We start from the raw sequence: 21,602 nt of genomic DNA on the forward strand, positions 1-21,602 counted from the left end.
GCAGTGGGCGCTAATGCACAGAATCAAGGATTAGTCCGCCTGAAACGATCGCGATCACATTTTCACTTTTCTTCTCCTGACATGCTTTATTTCTACGTTAAGAAAACGATTATCCAACGAGTTATTTTTCATAGCTGAAACTTTGCCGGAGAAGAGTGAATAATGACCGATATTGCAATTAGAGAGGCACCCCCGACGGCGTTTTATATTAAGGTTCACGATACGGATAACGTGGCGATTATTGTCAACGACAATGGCTTAAAAGCAGGCACCCGCTTCCCGGACGGGCTGGAGCTGATTGAGCATATTCCGCAGGGGCACAAGGTCGCGTTGGTCGATATTCCTGCCCACGGTGAAATCGTACGCTACGGCGAAGTCATCGGCTATGCGGTAAGCGCTATTCCGCAGGGTAGCTGGATTGAGGAGTCGCTGGTGGCGCTGCCAGAAGCACCGCCGCTGAATACGCTTCCGCTGGCGACCCGCGTTCCTGAAGCTTTGCCGCCGCTGGAGGGCTATACCTTTGAAGGCTACCGCAATGCGGACGGTAGCGTCGGCACCAAAAACCTGCTCGGCATTACCACCAGCGTGCACTGCGTGGCGGGCGTGGTGGATTACGTGGTGAAAATCATTGAACGCGATCTGCTGCCAAAGTACCCGAACGTCGACGGCGTAGTGGGTCTTAACCACCTGTACGGCTGCGGCGTAGCGATCAATGCGCCCGCGGCGGTCGTGCCGATCCGTACTATCCACAATATCGCCCTGAATCCGAACTTTGGCGGCGAGGTGATGGTAATCGGTCTCGGCTGTGAAAAATTGCAGCCAGAGCGCCTGCTTCAGGGCACCGAAGATGTCAAAGCCATCCCGGCTGACGGGGCCAGCATCGTGCGCCTGCAGGACGAGCGCCACGTTGGTTTTCGTTCAATGGTCGACGATATTTTGCAGGTAGCAGAGCATCATCTGGACAAACTCAACCGCCGCCAGCGCGAAACGTGTCCGGCATCGGAACTGGTGGTGGGAACACAATGCGGCGGCAGCGATGCGTTTTCCGGCGTGACGGCCAACCCGGCAGTGGGCTATGCGTCCGATCTGCTGGTTCGCTGCGGCGCCACGGTGATGTTCTCCGAGGTAACCGAAGTGCGTGACGCCATCCATCTGCTGACGCCACGCGCAGTCAACGAAGAGGTGGGCAAACGCCTGCTGGAGGAGATGGCCTGGTACGATAACTATCTCGATATGGGCAAAACGGACCGCAGCGCCAACCCTTCGCCGGGCAACAAGAAAGGCGGCCTGGCGAACGTGGTGGAAAAAGCCCTCGGTTCGATTGCCAAATCCGGCCAGAGCGCGATTGTGGAAGTGCTCTCTCCGGGCCAGCGGCCAACCAGGCGCGGCCTTATTTATGCGGCAACACCTGCCAGCGATTTTGTGTGCGGCACCCAGCAGGTGGCCTCCGGTATTACAGTGCAGGTCTTTACCACCGGGCGCGGCACACCGTACGGGCTGATGGCGGTCCCGGTGATCAAGATGGCGACGCGCACCGAGCTGGCAAACCGCTGGTATGACTTAATGGATATCAACGCGGGCACCATCGCCACCGGGGAAGAGAGTATTGAGGACGTGGGCTGGAAGCTGTTTCATTTTATTCTGGACGTAGCGAGCGGGAGGAAGAAAACTTTCTCGGACCAGTGGGGATTGCATAACCAGCTGGCGGTGTTTAACCCGGCACCGGTGACGTGAGTTTGCTGTAAACCTCGCTTAGCATGGCTTCGGCCATGCTTTTTTTTGCTTTCATTTCTTTCGCATCCTTACCTTTCATTTCGATTCTTTCATTTTTAAGATATCAATCACAAAACAACATTCCGAAACCCTATATTGTCTTTCGCATAAATAAAACGAAAGGTTTCGGAGGAAAGATGTTCATCATCTCGTCGAAAGCGATGCTGCTAAAAGCACAGCGCGAAGGTTACGCCGTACCGGCATTCAATATTCATAATCTCGAAACGCTGCAGGTGGTCGTTGAAACGGCCTCTGAGATGCGATCTCCGCTGATCGTGGCGGGTACGCCCGGCACATTCAGCTATGCAGGAACCGGTAACGTGGTCGCCATCGCCAGCGATCTGGCCAAAACGTACAACCAACCGCTGGCGATCCACCTCGATCATCACGAAGATTTCGACGATATCGCGCTGAAAGTCCAGAGCGGGATCCGCTCGGCGATGATCGACGGATCTCATCATCCGTTCACTGAAAACGTCGCCCTGGTGAAGAAAGTGACAGACTACTGCCACCGTTACGATGTGAGCGTGGAGGCTGAACTTGGCCGTCTTGGCGGGCAGGAAGATGACCTGGTGGTCGATAGCAAAGATGCGCTTTACACCAACCCGCAACAGGCACGCGAGTTTGTTGAATTAACGGGTATCGACTCATTGGCCGTCGCCATCGGTACCGCGCACGGCCTTTACACTGCCACGCCGAAACTTGATTTTGAACGTCTGGCAGAGATCCGCAATCAGGTCGATATCCCGCTGGTGCTGCACGGCGCTTCCGGTTTATCTACGGCCGATATCCTTCAGGCCATTCGCCTCGGTATCTGCAAGGTCAACGTTGCCACAGAACTCAAAATCGCCTTCTCGAATGCCCTGAAAACCTATCTCGCTTCACATCCCGAAACCAGTGACCCGCGTCATTACATGGTGCCCGCCAAACGCGCCATGAAAGAGGTGGTACGTAAAGTTATTAACGATTGTGGTTGTGAAGGAAAGCTCTAAATACGAAAGCCTGAAGTCCTGACCAGGAGGAAACGTGAAAGATATTATTACCCGCCATAAAGCGGGAGAAGATGTCGGTATTTGCTCTGTTTGCTCAGCGCACCCGCTAGTAATCGAAGCCGCATTGCGGTTCGATTTGCATACCGACAACAAGGTACTGATTGAAGCTACCTCAAATCAGGTGAACCAGTTCGGCGGTTACACCGGTATGAAACCCGCTGATTTCCGTGATTTTGTTCTGAAGATCGCTAAAGAGGTGGGCTTTCCGCATGAACGTTTGATCCTGGGTGGCGATCATCTGGGGCCAAACTGCTGGCAAAACGAACCGGCAGACGCGGCGATGGAGAAATCCATCGCATTGATCAAAGCCTATATCGCGGCGGGGTTTAGCAAGATCCACCTGGACGCCTCAATGTCCTGTGCAGACGATCCTGTCCCACTCCCGCCAGGGGTGGTGGCACAGCGTGCCGCCCGACTGTGCAAAGCCGCAGAAGAGACAGCCACTGAAGAACAAAAAGCGGCGCTAACCTACGTGATTGGTACTGAGGTTCCCGTTCCCGGCGGTGAAGCCAGCAGTATTAACAGCGTTCATGTTACCCGTGTGGAAGATGCCGCGCAGACGCTGGAAACGCATCGTGAGGCCTTTGCCGCGCTCGGTCTGGACGAGGCGATGACGCGTGTGATTGCGATAGTCGTACAACCCGGCGTGGAGTTCGACCATACGCAAATCATTCACTACCAGCCGCACGCGGCAGAGGCGCTTTCCGGCTGGATCCGCCAGACCCCCATGGTCTATGAGGCGCACTCCACCGACTACCAGACACGTCAGGCCTATCGTGCTTTGGTTCGCGATCACTTCGCGATCCTGAAAGTCGGCCCGGCGCTTACCTTTGCCCTGCGAGAAGCCATTTTTGCCCTTGCACAAATGGAGAAGGCCCTCATCGCCCCTGAGCAACGCAGCCATGCGCTTGACGTGATCGACGAAGTCATGCTGAACGAGCCGGATTACTGGAAGAAGTACTACCGCCCCACCTGGAGCCAGGCAATGGTGGATATTCACTTTAGCCTGTCCGATCGCATTCGCTACTACTGGCCGCACCCGCGCATTCGCCAGAGCGTTGAGAAGTTGATCGCTAATCTGAGCACAACCTCCTTGCCTCTGGGGCTGATTAGCCAGTTTATGCCCGTCCAGTTCGAACGATTGTCGATGAATGAGATCGCCGCAACACCGCAAAATCTCATCATCGACAAAATACAGGATGTATTACGCGCCTATCGATTTGGCTGCACCCCTGAACCCCTCTAATGCCGGAGAGTGTATGAGTCACGTTTTTGTCCGTACCGGAATTGAGTTTGAAACCTGCCAGCAGGCGCTGGCGCATATTGGCGAGGAGATGCTGGCTAACGGTGTTGTACACGCCACCTACCCTGCCGCCCTTCTGGAAAGGGAGATGAACTACCCCACCGGCATTGCCCTTGAACGCCATGCGGTCGCTATTCCGCACTGCGAAGCCGTACATGCGAAACGCCCCGCGATTTACCTGATTCGTCCGGACAAACCGGTGCATTTTCAGCAGGCCGATGATGATGGCGAGGTCGCCGTCTCACTCATCATCGCGTTAATCGTTGAAAACCCTGCGGCGCAAATGAAATTGCTGCGCCGCCTTTTCAGTGAGCTACAAAACCCGGACGTGCTGGACATGCTGCTGGCTGCGCCCGCAGAGCGCCTGGCCGATCGTTTACGGGAGACGATCCTTGAGCCTGTCGCCTGTGCCCGGGCTTCATAACATACTGATAATAAGAAAGGAGTACCCTATGAAACGCAAAGTTATTGTTGCCTGTGGCGGTGCTGTCGCCACCTCAACCATGGCAGCAGAAGAGATCAAAGAACTGTGTGAAGCCCACCACATTGAGCTGGATCTGGTCCAGTGCAGGGTGACTGAAATCGAAACCTATATGGACGGTGCAGACCTGATTTGTACCACGGCGAAAGTTGACAGAGCCTTTGGCGATATCCCGGTGGTGCATGGCATGCCGTTTGTATCCGGCGTCGGCATCGAAGCCCTGCAGCAAAAAATTCTGACCATCCTCGAGGGGTAAGATCATGTTTACCGAAATCATGCGGTACATCCTCGATCTGGGGCCAACCGTAATGCTGCCAATCGTCATCATCATCTTCTCTAAGCTGTTGGGGATGAAGCTGGGCGATTGCTTTAAATCCGGCCTACATATCGGCATTGGCTTCGTCGGGATCGGTCTGGTTATTGGCCTGATGCTTGACTCCATCGGCCCGGCGGCCAAAGCGATGGCTGAGCAGTTCCAGATTAACCTGCACGTGGTGGATGTCGGCTGGCCTGGTTCATCCCCAATGACCTGGGCATCACAGATTGCACTTATCGCTATCCCTGTTGCCATTGGCGTCAACGTTGTCATGCTAGTGACGCGGATGACGCGGGTAGTGAACGTCGATATCTGGAACATCTGGCACATGACCTTCACCGGTGCGATGCTGCACCTGGCAACCGGCTCTTACTGGCTGGGGATCCTGGGCGTTGTAGTGCACGCCGCGTTTGTTTACAAGCTGGGGGACTGGTTTGCCAAAGACACGCGGGACTTCTTCGGTCTGGAAGGGATCGCCATCCCTCACGGCTCGTCAGCTTACCTCGGCCCAATCGCCGTTCTGGTCGATACGATTATCGATAAAATCCCAGGCCTGAAGCGTATTCATTTTAGCGCTGACGACGTGCAAAAACGCTTTGGCCCGTTTGGCGAACCGGTCACAGTTGGGTTTGTGATGGGACTGGCCATTGGCATGCTGGCAGGCTACGACACCAAATCCGTTCTCCAGCTGGCCGTGAAAACCGCCGCCGTGATGCTGCTGATGCCGCGCGTTATCAAACCGATCATGGACGGCCTGACGCCGATTGCTAAACATGCCCGTAAACGTCTGCAGGCAAAGTTTGGTGGGCAGGAGTTCTTAATTGGTCTCGATCCGGCGCTGCTGCTGGGCCATACGTCCGTCGTCTCCGCCAGCCTGATTTTCATACCGCTCACTATCCTGATTGCTGTTATGGTGCCGGGAAACCAGGTGTTGCCGTTCGGTGACCTTGCCACTATCGGCTTTTTTGTGGCGATGGCGGTCGCGGTGCATCAGGGCAACCTGTTCCGCACGCTTATCTCTGGCGTCATCATAATGGGCATTACGCTGTGGATTGCGACCCAGACCATCGGCCTGCACACCCAGCTTGCGCAAAATGCTGGCGCGTTGAAAGCGGGCGGACTGGTGGCCTCCATGGATCAGGGCGGTTCACCCGTCACCTGGCTGCTCATCCAATTGTTCACCTGGCAAAACGTGGTGGGGTTCATCGTGATTGGTGCCATTTACGTCACCGGCATCCTGCTTACCTGGCGACGTGCCCGCGTGTTTAACGCGGCAGAAAAGAACGCCGCTGCCCCGCAAAGCCAGACGGTGTCTTGATATCCGGGGAGCCATGCTCCCCTCTTTTTCTGGAGTGAATATGAAATCAGTGGTAATTCACGCTGAGGGCAACGTGCGCGTTGAAGAACGTCCAATCCCTCACATTCAGGCTGCGGATGATGTGCGGGTGCGTATTGCCTGCTCAGGATTATGTGGCTCCGATATTCCGCGAATTTTTGCCGGAGGGGCACATTATTATCCCATCACCCTCGGACATGAATTTAGCGGTCATGTCGAAGCCTGTGGTACCGAAGTACACGATCTCAAGGCAGGCGATCCGGTTGCCTGCGTGCCATTACTGCCCTGCTTTTCCTGTCCGGCGTGTGAAAAAGGCTACTTCTCGCTCTGCAAGCAGTATCAGTTTGTCGGATCTCGCAGCGAAGGCGGCAACGCGGAATATATCGTGGTGAAGCGAGCAAACCTGTTCCGCCTTCCTGCAGAGATGGCAATTGAAGATGGTGCATTTATTGAGCCCATAACCGTAGGGCTACATGCGTTTCATCTTGCTTCCGGCTGCGAGGGTAAGAACGTCATCATTGTCGGCGCAGGCACTATCGGCCTGCTGGCGATGCAGTGTGCACTGGCATTGGGCGCCAACAGCGTTATCGCGATCGATATCAACGACGATAAGCTCGCGCTGGCAACAACGCTGGGGGCAACTCAGGTGTTTAATAGCCGCGCTCTGGCCGCAGACGACATCCTTAACGCCTTGAGCGACAACCCGTTTGATCAGTTGGTTCTTGAGACTGCTGGTACACCGCAAACCGTTACGCTCGCCATTGATATCGCCGGGCCGCGGGCCCAGGTCGCGCTGGTGGGTACGCTGCATCATGACCTGAACTTACCTGCGGCGACATTTAGCAAGATACTGCGTAAGGAGTTGACGCTTCTGGGAAGCTGGATGAATTATTCGGCCCCGTGGCCGGGTGAAGAATGGAAAACCGCAGCCCGTCTGCTCACAGAGAAAAAATTGCAGCTAAAGCCCCTTATTGCTCATACCGGCGATAGCGACAGCTTTGCTCAGGCTGTGCAAGGACTAAACGGTGCGCCTATGCAGGGCAAAATTATGCTGCGCTTTGCGTAGTGCTTCGAGCCAGCAACCTGAGCTGGCTCACATTTACTTTCGAATATTACCGTACACCTTTCGCATACCTTCGATTAGAATAGAGGCAGTTAATTATCAGGCAATTCAATATGAACTCATTTGAGCGACGCAATAAAATCGTTGACCTCGTCAACGCTCAGGGCAGTGTCATGGTGCTGGATCTGTCGAATATGTTTGGCATTTCAGAAGTGACGATTCGAACAGATCTGCGTCTGCTGGAAGAAAAGGGATTGGTCACGCGTTTTCACGGTGGCGCCGCAAGGCCCGGCAGCAACCTGGCAGAAAGCGAAAATCAGGAAGTGGTGCTGGAAGACCGTTATCAACTTGCGAGCGACCCGAAGAAGCGCATCGCACAGGCTGCCGCGGCCATGATTGAAGAGGGAATGACGATCATTCTGGACAGCGGAAGCACCACCATGCTCATCGCCGAAGCGCTGACCAAACGAGCCAATATCACCGTCATCACCAACAGCCTGCCTGCCGCGTTTGCCCTCTCGGAAAATAAAGACATTACGCTCGTGGTTTGTGGCGGTACCGTGCGCCATAAAACCCACTCTATGCATGGCACCATCGCTGAGCGCTCTCTGACCGGGATAAGCGCAGATCTGATGTTTGTCGGCGCGGACGGTATTGATGCCACCAACGGCATTACGACGTTCAATGAAGGCTATTCGATCAGCAGCGTGATGGCAGCTGCAGCGCATAAGGTGATTGCAGTGCTGGACGCCAGTAAATTTAATCGCCGCGGGTTCAACCAGGTGCTGCCGATGGAAAAAATAGACTGTGTGATTACGGATGATGGAATCGGCAAGCACGAAAAAGAACTGTTGGGTAAAACGGGCACCGAGATCATCACAGTGTAGTTTGCAGGCCGGGTAAGGCGCACAGCCGCCCCCCGGCAAAACAGCAGGAATTACTCCCCCTGCTGCTCCAGCGCATACTTATACAACGCATTTTTCTTCACGCCGTGAATTTCTGCCGCCAGCGCAGCGGCTTTCTTCAGCGGCAGTTCCGCCTGCAGCAGCGCCAGCGTACGCAGCGCGTCGGCAGGAAGCGCGTCTTCTTCCGCCTTGTGCCCTTCGACGATCAGCACCATTTCACCCTTGCGGCGGTTTTCGTCTTCCTTCACCCACGCCAGCAGTTCACCGACTGGCGCGCCGTGAATGGTTTCCCAGGTTTTGGTCAGCTCGCGCGCCAGCACCACGTAGCGGGATTCGCCCCAGACGGTGACCATATCTTCCAGGCTTTCCAGCAGGCGGTGAGTGGATTCGTAGAAGATCAGGGTACGCGACTCGGCTTCCAGTTCCTTTAATACATCGCGACGGCCTTTGGATTTGGCAGGGAGGAAGCCTTCATAGCAGAAACGGTCAGACGGCAAACCTGCGGCGCTCAATGCAGCAATCGCGGCGCACGGCCCCGGCAGCGGCACAACGCGAATCCCGGCTTCGCGACAGGTGCGCACCAGATGGTAGCCAGGATCGTTAATCAGCGGCGTCCCGGCGTCAGAGACCAGCGCGATGTTCTGCCCCTCTTTGAGCTTCGCCACCAGCGTTTCAGCTTTTTGTTGCTCATTGTGATCGTGCAGGGCAAACAAACGGGCGTTAATCGCGAAATGTTGCAGCAGTAAACCGGTGTGTCGGGTGTCTTCAGCGGCAATTAAATCAACAGCTTGCAATACGTTCAGCGCACGTTGGGTAATATCAGACAAATTCCCGATAGGAGTAGGTACAATATAAAGCTGGCCTTGAGAATTATCTGCCGTTTCGTGTTGTTTCATTGTTTCGTCCGTATTGCCGATTTAATATTGAGCATTGCGTAAAAAAATCACTGGATACAGTATGGTACCGTTAACGTTTCTTCGAAAAAAAGCCACGCGCAGCGTGCCGCTGCTGCTCGCAGCCCTGATTTTTGCAGGCTGTGGCACCCAGGCACCTGACCAGAGCACCGCCCATCTTCAGGGCTCCGCTCAGGCTGATTCTGGCTTTTATCTGCAACAAATGTCGCAGAGTACAAATGATACCAGGATCAACTGGCAATTACTCGCCATTCGTGCACTGCTGAAAGAGGGCAAAACCCAGCAGGCTGCCGAGCTGTTCGGCCAACTGCCGAAAGAGCTTAACGATACTCAGCAACTTGAGCAGAGCCTGCTCTCTGCCGAGCTGAAGGTCGCGCAGAAAGATTATGATGGCGCGAAAAAGATTCTGGGGAGCATCGACCTGAGCGCGCTGGATAAAAACCAGCAGGCGCGCTTCTGGCAGGCAGGCATTACCGCTGAGCAGGGGCGCCCTTCCCTGACGCTCCTGCGTGCCTTGATTGCCCAGGAGCCGCTGCTCGCCGGTGCCGACAAGCAGAAAAACATTGATGCCACCTGGCAGGCGCTTGCCTCGATGACCCAGGATCAGGCAAAGGCGCTGGTCATTAACGCGGACGAAAACGTGCTTCAGGGCTGGCTTGATCTGCAGCAGATGTGGTTTAACAACCGCAGCGATCCAAAAATGCTGAAAGCCGGTATTACCGACTGGCAGACCCGTTACCCGCAGAACCCAGGCGCAAAAATGCTGCCAACCCAGTTGGTGAATGTGCAGAACTTTAAGCCTGCGTCGACAAGCAAAATTGCGCTGCTTCTGCCGCTAAATGGCCAGGCGGCAGTATTTGGCCGTACGATTCAACAGGGCTTTGAAGCGGCGAAAAACGGCACCACGCCGGTAACGGGCAGTGCGGTTCCGGTGCAGGCAGCGCAGGCGGCCAACGTGAACGACGTTGTCAGCCCCTCAGCCGCCGAGACCAGTGACCTGACCACCGCACAAACCCCGCCGCAGGGTACAATGCAAAACCCGGTTACCGCACCGACTACCCCTCCAGCAACTGCCGCACCGGCAGCACAGGCTCCGGCTGAGGCACAAGCGACGCCTGCACCAGAGGCAACGACAGAACAGCCTCAACAGCAGCCGGCACAACCAGCATCACAACCTGCCGCTCAGCCGCAGGCCGTGGCGACCGCCAGCGCGAACCCTGGCGCTGAGCTGAAAATCTACGACACCAGTTCGAAGCCGCTTGACCAGGTGCTGGCGCAGGTTCAGCAGGACGGGGCAAGCATCGTTGTCGGCCCGCTGCTGAAAAACAACGTGGAAGAGCTAATGAAGAGCAATACCACGCTGAACGTACTGGCGCTCAACCAGCCAGAGCAGGTTCAGAACCGGGCCAATATCTGCTACTTCGCACTCTCTCCGGAAGATGAAGCCCGCGATGCGGCGCGTCATATCCACGAGCAGGGTAAACAGGCCCCGCTGCTGCTGATCCCGCGCAGTACGCTGGGCGATCGCGTGGCTAATGCTTTTGCCGACGAGTGGCAGAAGCTGGGCGGCGGCATCGTGCTGCAGCAGAAATTCGGTTCCGTCTCTGAACTGCGTGCGGGCGTTAACGGTGGAGCGGGTATCGCGCTTAACGGCAGTCCGGTTTCCGCCAGCCTGCCGCAGCAGCAGAGCGTGACCATTGGCGGCCTGACCATCCCTGCCCCGCCAACCGACGCGCAGATAAGCGGTGGTGGTAAAGCGGATGCGGCCTATATCGTTGCCACGCCGCAGGAGATCGCCTTTATCAAGCCGATGATCGCGATGCGTAACGGCAGCCAGAGCGGTGCAACGCTCTACGCCAGCTCCCGCAGCGCACAGGGCACCGCAGGCCCGGATTTCCGTCTGGAAATGGACGGCCTGCAGTACAGCGAAATCCCGATGCTGGCGGGCAGCAACCCGGCGCTGATGCAGCAGGCGCTAAGCTCCGTACGTAACGACTACTCTCTGGCGCGTCTGTATGCGATGGGTGTTGATGCGTGGGCGCTGGCAAACCACTTTACCCAGATGCGTCAGGTGCCGGGCTTTGAGCTTAACGGCAACACCGGCGATCTGACCGCCACTCAGGACTGTGTGATTAACAGGAAGTTATCATGGCTCAAATACCAGCAGGGGCAAATCGTCCCGGCCAGTTAAGCCGTAAAGAGACCGGCGATGCGTGGGAGTTAAAAGCGCGTCGCTGGCTCGAAGGCAAAGGACTGCGCTTTATCGCCGCCAACGTCCGCGGGCGCGGCGGCGAAATTGATCTGATCATGAAAGACGGTCAGGTGATTGTGTTTGTAGAAGTCCGCTTTCGACAGTCTTCCCGTTTTGGCGGTGCTGCCGCCAGCGTGACGCTCGCCAAACAACATAAATTATTACAGACTGCCCACTTGTGGCTTGCCCGCCATAATGGGAGCTTTGATACTGTGGATTGCCGTTTCGATGTGATAGCCTTCACCGGAAATGAGATCGAATGGCTTAAAAACGCTTTTGGCGAAGACGCATAATTAAGATTTAAAAGGGATAACGTGCTCGAAAGAATTAAAGTGTGCTTCACAGAAAGCATCCAGACTCAGATTGCCGCGGCGGAAGCCCTTCCGGACGCGATCTCTCGCGCTGCAATGACGCTGGTGCAATCCCTGCTTAACGGCAACAAAATCCTCTGTTGTGGCAACGGAACCTCAGCCGCCAACGCACAGCATTTTGCTGCCAGCATGATTAACCGTTTTGAAACCGAACGCCCGAGTTTACCTGCCATTGCACTTAATACCGATAATGTGGTCTTAACAGCGATTGCTAACGATCGTCTGCATGACGAAATTTACGCAAAGCAGGTGCGCGCCCTGGGGCATGCCGGCGATGTGCTGCTGGCGATCTCCACGCGCGGCAACAGCCGGGACATCGTCAAAGCCGTTGAAGCCGCCGTTACCCGCGACATGACCATCGTCGCCTTAACCGGCTATGACGGCGGTGAGCTGGCGGGTCTGCTCGGGCCGCAGGATGTGGAAATCCGCATTCCGTCTCACCGTAGCGCACGTATCCAGGAGATGCATATGCTCACGGTGAACTGCTTATGCGATTTGATCGATAACACGCTTTTCCCTCACCAGGATGATTAAGGAGTTTTTATGAAGGCTTTATCGACCCTCGCAGTCCTTATGTCTGCATTACTGCTTCAGGGATGTATTGCTGCGGCCGTTGTGGGTACTGCCGCAGTAGGCACCAAAGCGGCGACCGATCCGCGCTCTGTGGGAACGCAGGTGGATGACGGTACGCTGGAGCTGCGGGTCAACAGTGCGCTGTCGAAAGACGAACAAATCAAGAAAGAAGCGCGTATCAACGTGACGGCCTATCAGGGCAAAGTCCTGCTGACGGGTCAGGCACCGAATACCGACCTCTCCAGCCGCGCGAAGCAGATCGCAATGGGCGTTGAGGGCACCACGGAAGTCTTCAATGAAATCCGCCAGGGTCAGCCAATCAGCCTGGGCACCGCGTCGTCTGACACCTGGATCACCACCAAAGTCCGCTCCCAGCTGCTGGGTTCAGACCAGGTGAAATCCTCAAACGTAAAAGTAACGACCGAAAACGGTGAAGTGTTCCTGCTGGGTCTGGTGACCGATCGTGAAGGGAAAGCGGCGGCGGATATCGCCAGCCGGGTGAGCGGCGTGAAGCACGTCACCACCGCGTTTACCTACATTAAGTAATCCACGTCTGACTAAAGGCCCGGTAGGCGCGAGCGCCACCGGGCTTTTTTTACATCAACGCAATACTCCCCACCATCACTCCGCTCAACGCCACCAGCCCCGCCGTCAGCCACAGCGCTTTCGCCGGGAAAGACTTACGCAGCATGATGAGCGACGGCAGGCTGATTGCCGGCAAGGTGATAAGCAGCGCCAGCGCCGGTGCGGTACCCATACCGGCCAGCATCATGGTCTGGACAATCGGAATTTCTGCCGCAGTGGGGATCACAAACAGGCAGCCTGCAACGGCCATCGCAATCACCCACATCAGCGTGTTGTCGATCGCCCCATCCGCATGCGGGAAGAGCCAGACGCGCGCCGCGCCCAGAACCAGTACCGCCAGGATATAGACCGGAATGGTGCTCCAGAAAAGCTGCCACAACGCCTTACCCCAGCGAGTGAAGAAACCGCCCTGCGGTTCGCTGACGTCCAGTTCAACGGCTGCGGGTTCGACGGCAGTATCCTTCACCAGTTTTTGTACCAGCGTCGCCACCACCAGCACCGTCAGCAGCCCGGCAACCAGACGGATAGCGGCAAAATGCCAGCCGAGCACAAAGCCCATAAACACCAGCGTCGCCGGGTTGAGCAGCGGGTTCCCCATCCAGAATGCCAGCGCACCGCCCATGGATACGCGCTGGCGGCGCATACCCGCCGCTACCGGTGCGGCACAGCAGGAGCACATCATGCCCGGCAGAGAAAAAATTGTCCCCAGCAGCGTGCCCTGAAAGCGCGGCTGCCCGAGTGTTTTCACCAGCCAGTTTCGCGGAATAAGTACCTGAATCAGCGATCCCAGGATTACCCCTAAGACGGCAGCTTTCCACACCGCCAGGAAGTAGACCATGGCGTAATCCCATGCCGCCTTCAGCGGGCTGGCATCAGCCTGAGCGAGTATAGATTTACCGATGCTGTGCGTTTCGGCGGCGGTGAAGGCTTTGCCGTAGTACGGCTGCCATTTCACATACCAGAGGCCAATGATGACCACGAGAAAGAAGAGTGCGGGCTTCCACCATTGGACAGGTGTTGCCGCCTGAGATGAAGACTGACCAGTCATACCATTCCCCGGAGAGTGTTATTTAATAAGCCGGAGAAGTTTACGCCTCGCCCTGCGCGATTTCACGCAGTTTTGCCGAAGGGATGATATTGACGCCCTCCTGCGACGGTGCCAGCGCCTCTTTCAGCATCGCCTGCGCGACGTCCCGCGCCTCGATGGACTTCCAGTTACCCGGCAGGATACGAAACAGCGGGGCGAAGAAGGATTCGTTAAAACGCCGTTCGTCGCGGTGGCCCATCAGCATGGAAGGCCGTACGATTGTCAGGCGCTCCCACTTCTGCGCAATCAGCGCCTCTTCCATTTTGCCCTTCACCTGATTGTAAAAAAACGGTGAGCCGGTGCTGGCGCCGTGCGAGCTCACCACCAGGAAATGTTTTGCCCCCAGCTTTTTCGCCGTCAGGGCGGTATCCACCACCAGCGTGTAGTCCGCATGGATGAACGCTTCTTTACTGCCCGCCTCACGCCGCGTCGTGCCCAGGCAGCAAAAGGCGATATCTATAGGATCCTGCACCTGCGCCAGCGCGTCGGTGAGCTGGGGATCGTGCGGGTTATAGACGCCGGTGATATCCAACAGCGGGCGGCGCGTCGGGGCGGCAATATAGTTGATATGCCGGTCCTGGATCAGCAGCCGCAGCAGATGTCCCCCCACCAGCCCGGTTGCGCCGGTAATCAGTACCTGACTCATCTTATCCCCTTTACAGAATTGTCCGTTTGCGATCTGGACCTGCTCTACCACACTTAAAAGTCTGTTACCGGTAAGTATTTACCACAAACGGGAAAAAAACAGTCTGAAGCGAAAACAACGGAGGAAGCATGGGTAAAAAAATCGCAGTCTTGATTACCGACGAGTTTGAAGATTCAGAATTTACGTCGCCAGCTGAGGCATTCCGCAAGGCAGGCCACGAGGTCATCACCATTGAGAAAGAAGCGGGTAAAACCGTGAAGGGCCACAAGGGCGAAGCCAGCGTGACCATCGACGAGTCCATCGATAACGTCAGCCCGTCAGATTTCGACGCCCTGCTGTTACCGGGCGGCCATTCACCGGATTCCCTGCGCGGGGACGAGCGTTTCGTCACCTTTACCCGTGACTTCGTCGGCACCGGCAAGCCGGTCTTTGCCATCTGCCACGGCCCGCAGCTGCTGATCAGCGCTGAAGTGGTCCGCGGGCGTAAGCTTACGGCGGTGAAACCGATCGTTATCGATCTGAAAAACGCAGGGGCCGAGTTTTACGATCAGGAGGTGGTCAACGATAACGACCAGCTGATCACCAGCCGTACGCCGGACGATCTTCCGGCGTTTAATCGCGAAGCGCTACGCCTGCTCGGCGCGTAGCCAGTGAAGCTTCTTGCCAAAGCCCAGGGTGTTGTCGGTAAATTTCAGCTCATCAACGCGGATTTCCCACACCGGGGCTTTTAGCGCAGCAGCAACCGGGAAGCGGCGCGTGTAGCGTTTACGCTGTGCGTCGCTTTCTTCACCTTCCAGACGACGAATCTCACCTTTGAACTGCACGCCGCGGATCAGCGCGACGGTTTTGGGCTGGCCGTTGACCGTGCCCGCCACTTTTGCCTGCTGGCCGGTCATCTGGGCATGCCGCGTTTTGTCCTCACTCATGACGTAAAAAGCGACGCGTTCAGGATCGTAGTAGTAAAAGGCGTTGGCGCACCACATTTCGCCCTCGCTATATACGCACCAGGTCACGACGTGCTGCTTTGCCAGCCAGCGGTTAATGGCGGCCAGTGTTTCCATTTTCGTTCTCTCTCATGCTATGGTGCGTTCACCTTAACATACTGAATCTGTTTACCGTGTGCTGGTTTCTCTATCTTGTCCGAACCGCTGATAACGCACTCTACACCGGGATCACCACCGATGTGGCGCGGCGTTTTTTACAACATCAAACGGGGAAAGGGGCAAAAGCGCTGCGGGGGAAAGGCGAACTGCAGCTGGCTTTTTCTGCCGCCGTGGGGGACAGATCGCTGGCACTCAGGCTGGAGTACCGTATTAAGCAGCTAACGAAGCGCCAGAAGGAGCGCCTCGTGACCGGAGACGGCTCCTTTGAGGCGCTACGCGAGAGCCTGATTAAAAGCGATTAAAATGGTCGTGGTAGTCCACCAGACCATTTACGCCGTTCAGGGCATCATCCGCCAGGCGATGCACCTGGAAGGCGGATTCGGTACCCGGCCAGCGGCAGCGAAGATCGTAATGCGCGGCCTGCTCGAAGCCTAAACGGCCATAGAACGCCGGATCGCCCAGCGTGACCACGGCGGCATAACCAAACTCATTCAGCGAGTCCAGCCCTTCATAGACCAGCTGGCGCGCCAGCCCCTGCCCGCGGTAGTTTTCATCTACCGCCAGCGGTGCCATGCCCACCCACTGAAGATCTTCACCCTGAACGATCACCGGGCTGAAGGCAACATAGCCGACAACCTGACCTTCGTCATCGGTGGCAACCAGCCCCAGCGTGATCAGGCCGTCTTCACGGAGATCGTGGACCAGTTGGGCTTCCGCATCGCTCTCAAAAGAGCGGCGTAATAACGCATCGATACCCGGTGCATCAATCCCTATTTCGACTCGAATCAGCATGGCTCACCTACTGAAGTGTGTTTACTGTCCGGCGGGGATTTCAGCCCCGCCTCAACAAAATCTGCCATTTGCATCAACATCACGCGCAGCGCTTTCGGCATCTGCTCCAGCTCAATGGCATCCATTAAATTCTTAACGTACAGGCCAAGCTCCGTGTCGCCCTCAATCACCAGACGGCGCTGGAAGAAGAGTGTGTCCGGGTCCTGCTTACGCGCGGCAATCATCAGCAGGTCGCTGGCGTTGGCGCTAAAGCTCACGTCCGCCTCGGCAGACTCACGAACGATCAGCTGGTCGTTCTCTACGGAGGTAAACCAGCGCAGCCCGATGTCACGCACCTCAATGCTTAACCATCGCCCTTCCAGAAACTCCAGCTCGCCATCCTGCAGCGCCTGACGGAACTGCCAGCTCAGGACCTGCTCCAGCACCTGGCGTTTAAGCGCGAACGGCGCCAGCCTGACCGGCACGCTCAGCATTGATGGACCGAATTGTACGAGACGTGAACGCAGTTTATCCAGCACGAGCTTTACTCCCTGATAGCTATAGTCCCGCTATTTTGCCACATCCGTTCCAGAACATAGCGGCGTAAATCAACAAACCATCGTCGGACGTACCCCATTATTGGTGCCATCAATACGCCATTAGCTGCCTTAAATCAAAAATTGTCGCGTATGGGTTAATTAAAATCCCAGCTCGTTAACAATTTTGCTATCGACTACATCAGGATAATTTATGGAGCTGCTCTGCCCTGCCGGAAACCTTCCGGCGCTTAAGGCGGCCATCGAGAATGGGGCCGATGCGGTCTATATCGGGCTGAAGGATGACACCAACGCCCGCCATTTTGCTGGCCTTAACTTTACGGAGAAAAAGCTTCAGGAAGCCGTTAACTTCGTTCATCAGCACCGCCGCAAGCTGCATATTGCCATCAACACGTTTGCCCATCCTGACGGTTACGCCCGCTGGCAGCGCGCGGTGGACATGGCAGCACAGCTGGGCGCCGATGCGTTAATCCTGGCCGACCTCGCCATGCTTGAGTATGCGGCAGAACGCTATCCGCATATTGAGCGCCACGTCTCTGTTCAGGCATCTGCCACCAACGAAGAGGCGGTGCGTTTTTACCATCAACACTTTGACGTCGCTCGCGTGGTGCTGCCGCGCGTGCTCTCTATTCATCAGGTTAAGCAACTCGCGCGCGTCACGCCAGTGCCGCTGGAGGTTTTTGCCTTTGGTAGTCTGTGCATCATGGCCGAAGGCCGTTGCTATCTTTCTTCTTATTTAACCGGTGAATCGCCGAATACCGTCGGGGCCTGCTCCCCTGCCCGCTTCGTCCGCTGGCAGCAGACCCCACAGGGGCTGGAGTCGCGTCTGAATGAAGTTCTGATCGACCGCTATCAGGACGGTGAAAACGCGGGTTATCCGACGCTGTGCAAAGGCCGCTACCTGGTCGACGGCGAGCGCTACCACGCGCTGGAAGAGCCCACCAGCCTTAACACGCTGGAGCTGCTGCCGGAACTACTGGCCGCCAATATTGCCTCGGTGAAAATTGAAGGTCGCCAGCGCAGTCCGGCCTATGTAAGCCAGGTGGCGAAAGTGTGGCGTCAGGCCATCGACCGCTGCATGGCGGACCCGCAGAACTACGCCCCACAGGCGGCGTGGATGGAGACGCTCGGATCGATGTCCGAAGGCACGCAAACCACGCTGGGCGCGTATCACCGTAAATGGCAGTGAGATAACCATGAAATATTCATTAGGGCCGGTGCTCTACTACTGGCCAAAAGAGACGCTGGAAGATTTTTACCAACAGGCCGCCACCAGCAGCGCCGATGTGATTTACCTCGGTGAAGCAGTATGCAGCAAACGCCGCGCAACCAAAGTGGGCGACTGGCTGGAGATGGCGAAAAGCCTGGCCGGGAGCGGCAAGCAGGTGGTGCTGTCAACGCTCGCGCTGGTGCAGGCTTCGTCCGAACTGGGCGAGCTGAAGCGCTACGTCGAAAACGGTGAGTTTCTGCTGGAGGCGAGCGACCTGGGGGTAGTGAACATGTGCGCCGAACGCAGGCTGCCGTTTGTCGCAGGCCATGCGCTGAACTGCTATAACGCCGTCACCCTGCGCCTGCTGCTCAAACAGGGAATGACCCGCTGGTGCATGCCGGTGGAGCTCTCCCGTGACTGGCTGGCAAACCTGCTGAATCAGTGCGACGAGCTGGGCATTCGCCATCAGTTCGAAGTGGAAGTGCTGAGCTACGGTCATCTGCCGCTGGCCTACTCTGCCCGCTGCTTCACCGCGCGATCGGAAGACCGCCCGAAAGATGAATGTGAAACCTGCTGCATCAAGTACCCGAACGGGCGCAGCATGCTGTCGCAGGAGAACCAGCAGGTATTCGTCCTGAACGGCATTCAGACCATGAGCGGTTACGTCTATAACCTCGGCAACGAGCTGGCGTCGATGGACGGGCTGGTGGACATGGTGCGTCTGTCGCCGCTGGATACCAGCGTTTTCGCGATGCTGGACGCCTTCCGCGCCAACGAAAACGGCGCGTCGCCGCTGCCGCTGACGGCAAACAGCGACTGCAACGGTTACTGGAAACGTCTGGCCGGGCTGGAACTTCAGGCCTAAAAAAGGCTCACTTTGTTAACAACGGTTATCATTTTTTAATGCAGTATTAAAGATTGACCGTCGACAAAGTGAGCTGTTATGACTGACAAAACCATTCCGTTTTCGGTGCTGGATCTGGCGCCGATCCCACAAGGCTCCTCGGCAAGAGAAGCCTTCACGCACTCTCTCGATCTGGCTCAGCTGGCCGAAAAGCGTGGCTATCACCGCTACTGGCTGGCAGAACATCACAACATGGTCGGCATTGCCAGCGCCGCTACATCGGTGCTGATTGGCTACCTGGCAGCGAATACCACCACTTTGCACCTTGGCTCCGGTGGCGTGATGCTGCCGAACCACGCCCCGCTGGTGATAGCCGAGCAGTTCGGGACGCTGAACACCCTCTATCCGGGCCGTATTGACCTGGGGCTTGGCCGCGCGCCGGGCAGCGACCAGCCGACCATGCGCGCCCTGCGCCGCCATATGAGCGGCGATATCGATAACTTCCCGCGCGACGTGGCGGAACTGGTGGACTGGTTCGACGCGCGCGATCCGAACCCGCACGTGCGCCCGGTGCCGGGCTATGGCGAGAAGATCCCGGTGTGGCTGTTAGGCTCGAGCCTGTATAGCGCGCAGCTCGCCGCGCAGCTGGGGCTGCCGTTCGCGTTCGCCTCCCACTTCGCGCCGGATATGCTCCATCAGGCGCTGCACCTCTACCGTACGAACTTCAAACCGTCCGAGCGTCTGGAGAAGCCGTACGCGATGGTGTGTATCAACATCATTGCCGCTGACAGCAATCGCGACGCGGAATTCCTGTTTACCTCTATGCAGCAGGCGTTTGTGAAGCTGCGCCGCGGCGAGACGGGCCAGTTGCCGCCTCCGGTGGAAAATATGCATCAGCTGTGGTCGGCCTCCGAGCAGTATGGCGTGCAGCAGGCGTTGAGCATGTCGCTGGTGGGTGATAAGGCAAAAGTGCGTCACGGGCTGGAAGCAGTGCTGCGTGAAACGCAGGCGGATGAAATTATGGTCAACGGCCAGATTTTCGATCACCAGGCGCGTTTACATTCGTTTGACCTGGCGATGCAGGTAAAAGAAGAATTGGTGGGGTAGTTTTTTGCCGGATGGCGGCTTCGCCTTATCCGGCCTACGCGGTCCCTGTAGGCCCGGTGAGCGTAGCGCCACCGGGCAATGTGTTTACTGGTACACAGGCAACAGGTTAAAGCTCGACAGCACGTGAACCAGCGCGTTACCCACCCCAAATACCAGGATCAGCGCAATCATCGGTTTACCGCCCCAGACGCGGAATTTCGGGCTGCCGAAGCGTTTACGTGATTTACGTGCCAGCAGCGCTGGCACAATCGCCGCCCAGATGGTGGCCGCCAGCCCTGCATAGCCGATGGCATAGAGGAACCCGTTCGGCCACAGCAGACCGCCGACAATCGGCGGCAGGAAGGTCAGCAGCGCCGTCTTGAAACGCCCCATCGCAGAATCGTCAAAGCCAAACAGATCCGCCAGGTAGTCAAACAGGCCCAGCGTCACACCGAGGAATGAACTCGCCACCGCAAAGTTGGAGAAGACCACCAGCAGCAGATCCAGGCTGCGGCTGTTCAGTACGCCGCTCAGCGCCTGCACCAACACGTCAATGTTACCGCCCTTTTGCGCAATGCCGATAAACTCCGGGCGCGGGATGTTGCCCATTGTCCCCAGCAGCCAAATCACATACAGCCCAAGCGCCAGCAGCGTGCCGTAGACCAGGCACTTCACGATGGTGCGCGGATCCTTGCCGTAGTACTTCATCAGGCTCGGCACGTTGCCGTGGTAGCCGAACGACGCCAGACAGAACGGCAGGGTCATTAGCAGATACGGCGTGTAGGAGGTATTAGCTTCCGCAACGTTAAACAGCGTGGCGGGCGTAACGTGCCCCAGCAGGCTGCCGAAGGTCAGGAAGAAAGTGATGACCTTCGCGCCCAGCACAATCGCCGTCATGCGGCTCACCGCTTTGGTGCTCATCCAGACGATAAACGCCACGCCCAGCGCAAAGCAGAGTCCCGCCAGACGCGCCGGAACGTTCAGCGACATCTCCGAAAAGGTGTGATGCAGAATCGAGCCGCTTGCTGAGATGTACGCGTAGGTCAGGATGTAGAGCACAAATGCGATGGAAAGGCCGTTCACCAGGTTCCAGCCTTTGCCCAGCAGATCTTTGGTGATGGTGTCGAAGCTGGAGCCAATGCGGTAGTTCAGGTTCGCTTCAAGGATCATCAGGCCGGAATGCAGCATGCAGAACCAGGTGAACACCAGCGCGGCCAGCGACCAGAAGAACCACGCACCGGACATGACCACGGGCAGGGAAAACATCCCGGCACCTATAATGGTTCCGCCGATGATCACCACGCCGCCAAGCAGCGAAGGTGACGTTTGGGTGGTGGTTAGTGTCGCCATACAGCCTTTTCTCCAGTTAATCATG

The 21,602-nt window shown here is 56.8% G+C and carries 24 protein-coding genes; 17 read left to right on the forward strand and 7 right to left on the reverse strand.

The annotated features are described in order from the left end of the window. Positions 1-162 precede the first annotated feature (162 nt). From garD to IM265_RS13490, 8 genes are all read left to right on the forward strand, one after another. Positions 163-1,734, forward strand: a complete 1,572-nt coding sequence (gene garD, locus IM265_RS13455) for a galactarate dehydratase (protein ID WP_045630708.1) — start codon at positions 163-165, stop codon at positions 1,732-1,734. Between the two features lie 176 nt (positions 1,735-1,910). Further along, positions 1,911-2,765, forward strand: a complete 855-nt coding sequence (locus IM265_RS13460; protein WP_021242237.1) for a tagatose bisphosphate family class II aldolase — start codon at positions 1,911-1,913, stop codon at positions 2,763-2,765. A gap of 34 nt (positions 2,766-2,799) precedes the next feature. Further along, positions 2,800-4,071 carry a tagatose-bisphosphate aldolase subunit GatZ gene (gene gatZ, locus IM265_RS13465; protein WP_100170928.1) on the forward strand — a complete coding sequence of 424 codons (1,272 nt, stop codon included), beginning with the start codon at positions 2,800-2,802 and terminating at the stop codon, positions 4,069-4,071. Between the two features lie 13 nt (positions 4,072-4,084). Then, positions 4,085-4,552, forward strand: coding sequence for a PTS galactitol transporter subunit IIA (gene gatA, locus IM265_RS13470; RefSeq protein ID WP_032653576.1), 468 nt, complete (start codon positions 4,085-4,087; stop codon positions 4,550-4,552). A gap of 28 nt (positions 4,553-4,580) precedes the next feature. Further along, positions 4,581-4,865 carry a PTS galactitol transporter subunit IIB gene (gene gatB / locus IM265_RS13475; protein ID WP_021242240.1) on the forward strand — a complete coding sequence of 95 codons (285 nt, stop codon included), beginning with the start codon at positions 4,581-4,583 and terminating at the stop codon, positions 4,863-4,865. Between the two features lie 4 nt (positions 4,866-4,869). Then, positions 4,870-6,243 carry a galactitol-specific PTS transporter subunit IIC gene (locus IM265_RS13480; RefSeq protein ID WP_088204354.1) on the forward strand — a complete coding sequence of 458 codons (1,374 nt, stop codon included), beginning with the start codon at positions 4,870-4,872 and terminating at the stop codon, positions 6,241-6,243. 40 nt (positions 6,244-6,283) lie between these two features. Then, a complete protein-coding gene (gene gatD, locus IM265_RS13485) occupies positions 6,284-7,327 on the forward strand; it encodes a galactitol-1-phosphate 5-dehydrogenase (RefSeq protein WP_088204353.1) in 1,044 nt (347 codons plus the stop codon). Positions 7,328-7,437: 110 nt separating this feature from the next. Next, the gene (locus IM265_RS13490) at positions 7,438-8,211 is read left to right on the forward strand and encodes a DeoR/GlpR family DNA-binding transcription regulator (protein ID WP_008501493.1); all 774 of its coding nucleotides are present in this window, start codon (positions 7,438-7,440) and stop codon (positions 8,209-8,211) included. A 50-nt stretch (positions 8,212-8,261) separates the two neighbouring features. Here the strand turns inward: IM265_RS13490 and rsmI are convergent, their stop codons facing one another. After that, the gene (gene rsmI / locus IM265_RS13495; RefSeq protein WP_193031363.1) at positions 8,262-9,125 is read right to left on the reverse strand and encodes a 16S rRNA (cytidine(1402)-2'-O)-methyltransferase; all 864 of its coding nucleotides are present in this window, start codon (positions 9,123-9,125) and stop codon (positions 8,262-8,264) included. A 61-nt stretch (positions 9,126-9,186) separates the two neighbouring features. On the opposite strand from rsmI, the gene IM265_RS13500 reads away from it, so the two are divergent. From IM265_RS13500 to dolP, 4 genes are read left to right on the forward strand one after another with little or no spacing between them, the layout of a single operon-like run. Next, the gene (locus IM265_RS13500) at positions 9,187-11,334 is read left to right on the forward strand and encodes a penicillin-binding protein activator (protein ID WP_193031361.1); all 2,148 of its coding nucleotides are present in this window, start codon (positions 9,187-9,189) and stop codon (positions 11,332-11,334) included. Beyond that, positions 11,292-11,687 carry a YraN family protein gene (locus tag IM265_RS13505; RefSeq protein ID WP_028014533.1) on the forward strand — a complete coding sequence of 132 codons (396 nt, stop codon included), beginning with the start codon at positions 11,292-11,294 and terminating at the stop codon, positions 11,685-11,687. Before IM265_RS13500 ends, IM265_RS13505 begins: the two co-directional genes overlap by 43 nt. Positions 11,688-11,708: 21 nt before the next feature. Further along, complete coding sequence (gene diaA, locus IM265_RS13510; protein WP_003861754.1) at positions 11,709-12,299, forward strand: DnaA initiator-associating protein DiaA; 591 nt, start codon at positions 11,709-11,711, stop codon at positions 12,297-12,299. A 9-nt stretch (positions 12,300-12,308) separates the two neighbouring features. Then, positions 12,309-12,884 (forward strand): division/outer membrane stress-associated lipid-binding lipoprotein, encoded by a 576-nt coding sequence (gene dolP, locus IM265_RS13515; protein WP_047367060.1) that lies wholly within the window; start codon positions 12,309-12,311, stop codon positions 12,882-12,884. Positions 12,885-12,933: 49 nt separating this feature from the next. On the opposite strand, the gene IM265_RS13520 is transcribed toward dolP, so the two are convergent. Next, a complete protein-coding gene (locus IM265_RS13520; RefSeq protein ID WP_028014535.1) occupies positions 12,934-13,971 on the reverse strand; it encodes a permease in 1,038 nt (345 codons plus the stop codon). 40 nt (positions 13,972-14,011) lie between these two features. Then, the gene (locus tag IM265_RS13525) at positions 14,012-14,656 is read right to left on the reverse strand and encodes an NAD(P)H-binding protein (RefSeq protein ID WP_041907904.1); all 645 of its coding nucleotides are present in this window, start codon (positions 14,654-14,656) and stop codon (positions 14,012-14,014) included. Positions 14,657-14,784: 128 nt separating this feature from the next. Between IM265_RS13525 and IM265_RS13530 the strand changes: the two genes are divergently transcribed. Continuing rightward, a complete protein-coding gene (locus IM265_RS13530; protein WP_028014537.1) occupies positions 14,785-15,303 on the forward strand; it encodes a type 1 glutamine amidotransferase domain-containing protein in 519 nt (172 codons plus the stop codon). Here IM265_RS13530 and IM265_RS13535 read toward each other — a convergent pair. After that, on the reverse strand, positions 15,283-15,717 hold the full coding sequence (locus IM265_RS13535; protein WP_047364709.1) for a YhbP family protein: 435 nt from the start codon (positions 15,715-15,717) through the stop codon (positions 15,283-15,285). The genes IM265_RS13530 and IM265_RS13535 overlap by 21 nt on opposite strands. 14 nt (positions 15,718-15,731) lie before the next feature. Between IM265_RS13535 and IM265_RS13540 the strand changes: the two genes are divergently transcribed. Then, a complete protein-coding gene (locus IM265_RS13540; RefSeq protein ID WP_045260079.1) occupies positions 15,732-16,061 on the forward strand; it encodes a GIY-YIG nuclease family protein in 330 nt (109 codons plus the stop codon). Here IM265_RS13540 and IM265_RS13545 read toward each other — a convergent pair. Both IM265_RS13545 and IM265_RS13550 read right to left on the reverse strand, forming a co-directional pair. Then, positions 16,048-16,551, reverse strand: a complete 504-nt coding sequence (locus IM265_RS13545; RefSeq protein WP_041907900.1) for a GNAT family N-acetyltransferase — start codon at positions 16,549-16,551, stop codon at positions 16,048-16,050. The two genes, IM265_RS13540 and IM265_RS13545, sit on opposite strands and share 14 nt — an antisense overlap. Further along, positions 16,545-17,069, reverse strand: coding sequence for an SCP2 domain-containing protein (locus IM265_RS13550; protein WP_028014541.1), 525 nt, complete (start codon positions 17,067-17,069; stop codon positions 16,545-16,547). Before IM265_RS13550 ends, IM265_RS13545 begins: the two co-directional genes overlap by 7 nt. Positions 17,070-17,280: 211 nt before the next feature. Between IM265_RS13550 and IM265_RS13555 the strand changes: the two genes are divergently transcribed. The 3 genes from IM265_RS13555 to IM265_RS13565 all read left to right on the forward strand — a co-directional run bounded on the left by IM265_RS13555 (position 17,281) and on the right by IM265_RS13565 (position 20,248). Next, positions 17,281-18,276: a peptidase U32 family protein gene (locus IM265_RS13555; protein WP_014885366.1), complete on the forward strand. Its 996-nt coding sequence runs from the start codon at positions 17,281-17,283 to the stop codon at positions 18,274-18,276. A gap of 7 nt (positions 18,277-18,283) precedes the next feature. Further along, on the forward strand, positions 18,284-19,162 hold the full coding sequence (locus tag IM265_RS13560; protein ID WP_028014542.1) for a U32 family peptidase: 879 nt from the start codon (positions 18,284-18,286) through the stop codon (positions 19,160-19,162). A 78-nt stretch (positions 19,163-19,240) separates the two neighbouring features. After that, positions 19,241-20,248, forward strand: a complete 1,008-nt coding sequence (locus IM265_RS13565; protein WP_047367057.1) for an LLM class flavin-dependent oxidoreductase — start codon at positions 19,241-19,243, stop codon at positions 20,246-20,248. Between the two features lie 84 nt (positions 20,249-20,332). Here IM265_RS13565 and mtr read toward each other — a convergent pair whose 3' ends face one another. Beyond that, positions 20,333-21,577, reverse strand: coding sequence for a tryptophan permease (gene mtr, locus IM265_RS13570; protein ID WP_193031359.1), 1,245 nt, complete (start codon positions 21,575-21,577; stop codon positions 20,333-20,335). Positions 21,578-21,602 lie beyond the last annotated feature (25 nt).

This window comes from Enterobacter cloacae complex sp. P17RS, assembly GCF_014895885.1.
Classification (GTDB): domain Bacteria; phylum Pseudomonadota; class Gammaproteobacteria; order Enterobacterales; family Enterobacteriaceae; genus Enterobacter; species Enterobacter bugandensis.

Excerpts from the sequence above, each read along its gene's own strand:
- IM265_RS13525 (WP_041907904.1), bottom strand. The coding sequence starts at position 14,656 with ATGAGTCAGGTACTGATTACCGGCGCAACCGGGCTGGTGGGGGGACAT.
- mtr (WP_193031359.1), bottom strand. The coding sequence starts at position 21,577 with ATGGCGACACTAACCACCACCCAAACGTCACCTTCGCTGCTTGGCGGC.
- IM265_RS13560 (WP_028014542.1), top strand. The coding sequence starts at position 18,284 with ATGAAATATTCATTAGGGCCGGTGCTCTACTACTGGCCAAAAGAGACG.
- IM265_RS13540 (WP_045260079.1), top strand. The coding sequence starts at position 15,732 with ATGCTATGGTGCGTTCACCTTAACATACTGAATCTGTTTACCGTGTGC.
- IM265_RS13460 (WP_021242237.1), top strand. The coding sequence starts at position 1,911 with ATGTTCATCATCTCGTCGAAAGCGATGCTGCTAAAAGCACAGCGCGAA.
- IM265_RS13555 (WP_014885366.1), top strand. The coding sequence starts at position 17,281 with ATGGAGCTGCTCTGCCCTGCCGGAAACCTTCCGGCGCTTAAGGCGGCC.
- IM265_RS13500 (WP_193031361.1), top strand. The coding sequence starts at position 9,187 with ATGGTACCGTTAACGTTTCTTCGAAAAAAAGCCACGCGCAGCGTGCCG.
- dolP (WP_047367060.1), top strand. The coding sequence starts at position 12,309 with ATGAAGGCTTTATCGACCCTCGCAGTCCTTATGTCTGCATTACTGCTT.
- IM265_RS13490 (WP_008501493.1), top strand. The coding sequence starts at position 7,438 with ATGAACTCATTTGAGCGACGCAATAAAATCGTTGACCTCGTCAACGCT.
- IM265_RS13520 (WP_028014535.1), bottom strand. The coding sequence starts at position 13,971 with ATGACTGGTCAGTCTTCATCTCAGGCGGCAACACCTGTCCAATGGTGG.
- garD (WP_045630708.1), top strand. The coding sequence starts at position 163 with ATGACCGATATTGCAATTAGAGAGGCACCCCCGACGGCGTTTTATATT.
- IM265_RS13535 (WP_047364709.1), bottom strand. The coding sequence starts at position 15,717 with ATGGAAACACTGGCCGCCATTAACCGCTGGCTGGCAAAGCAGCACGTC.
- IM265_RS13565 (WP_047367057.1), top strand. The coding sequence starts at position 19,241 with ATGACTGACAAAACCATTCCGTTTTCGGTGCTGGATCTGGCGCCGATC.
- IM265_RS13480 (WP_088204354.1), top strand. The coding sequence starts at position 4,870 with ATGTTTACCGAAATCATGCGGTACATCCTCGATCTGGGGCCAACCGTA.
- IM265_RS13545 (WP_041907900.1), bottom strand. The coding sequence starts at position 16,551 with ATGCTGATTCGAGTCGAAATAGGGATTGATGCACCGGGTATCGATGCG.
- gatA (WP_032653576.1), top strand. The coding sequence starts at position 4,085 with ATGAGTCACGTTTTTGTCCGTACCGGAATTGAGTTTGAAACCTGCCAG.
- gatD (WP_088204353.1), top strand. The coding sequence starts at position 6,284 with ATGAAATCAGTGGTAATTCACGCTGAGGGCAACGTGCGCGTTGAAGAA.
- IM265_RS13530 (WP_028014537.1), top strand. The coding sequence starts at position 14,785 with ATGGGTAAAAAAATCGCAGTCTTGATTACCGACGAGTTTGAAGATTCA.
- IM265_RS13505 (WP_028014533.1), top strand. The coding sequence starts at position 11,292 with ATGGCTCAAATACCAGCAGGGGCAAATCGTCCCGGCCAGTTAAGCCGT.
- rsmI (WP_193031363.1), bottom strand. The coding sequence starts at position 9,125 with ATGAAACAACACGAAACGGCAGATAATTCTCAAGGCCAGCTTTATATT.
- gatB (WP_021242240.1), top strand. The coding sequence starts at position 4,581 with ATGAAACGCAAAGTTATTGTTGCCTGTGGCGGTGCTGTCGCCACCTCA.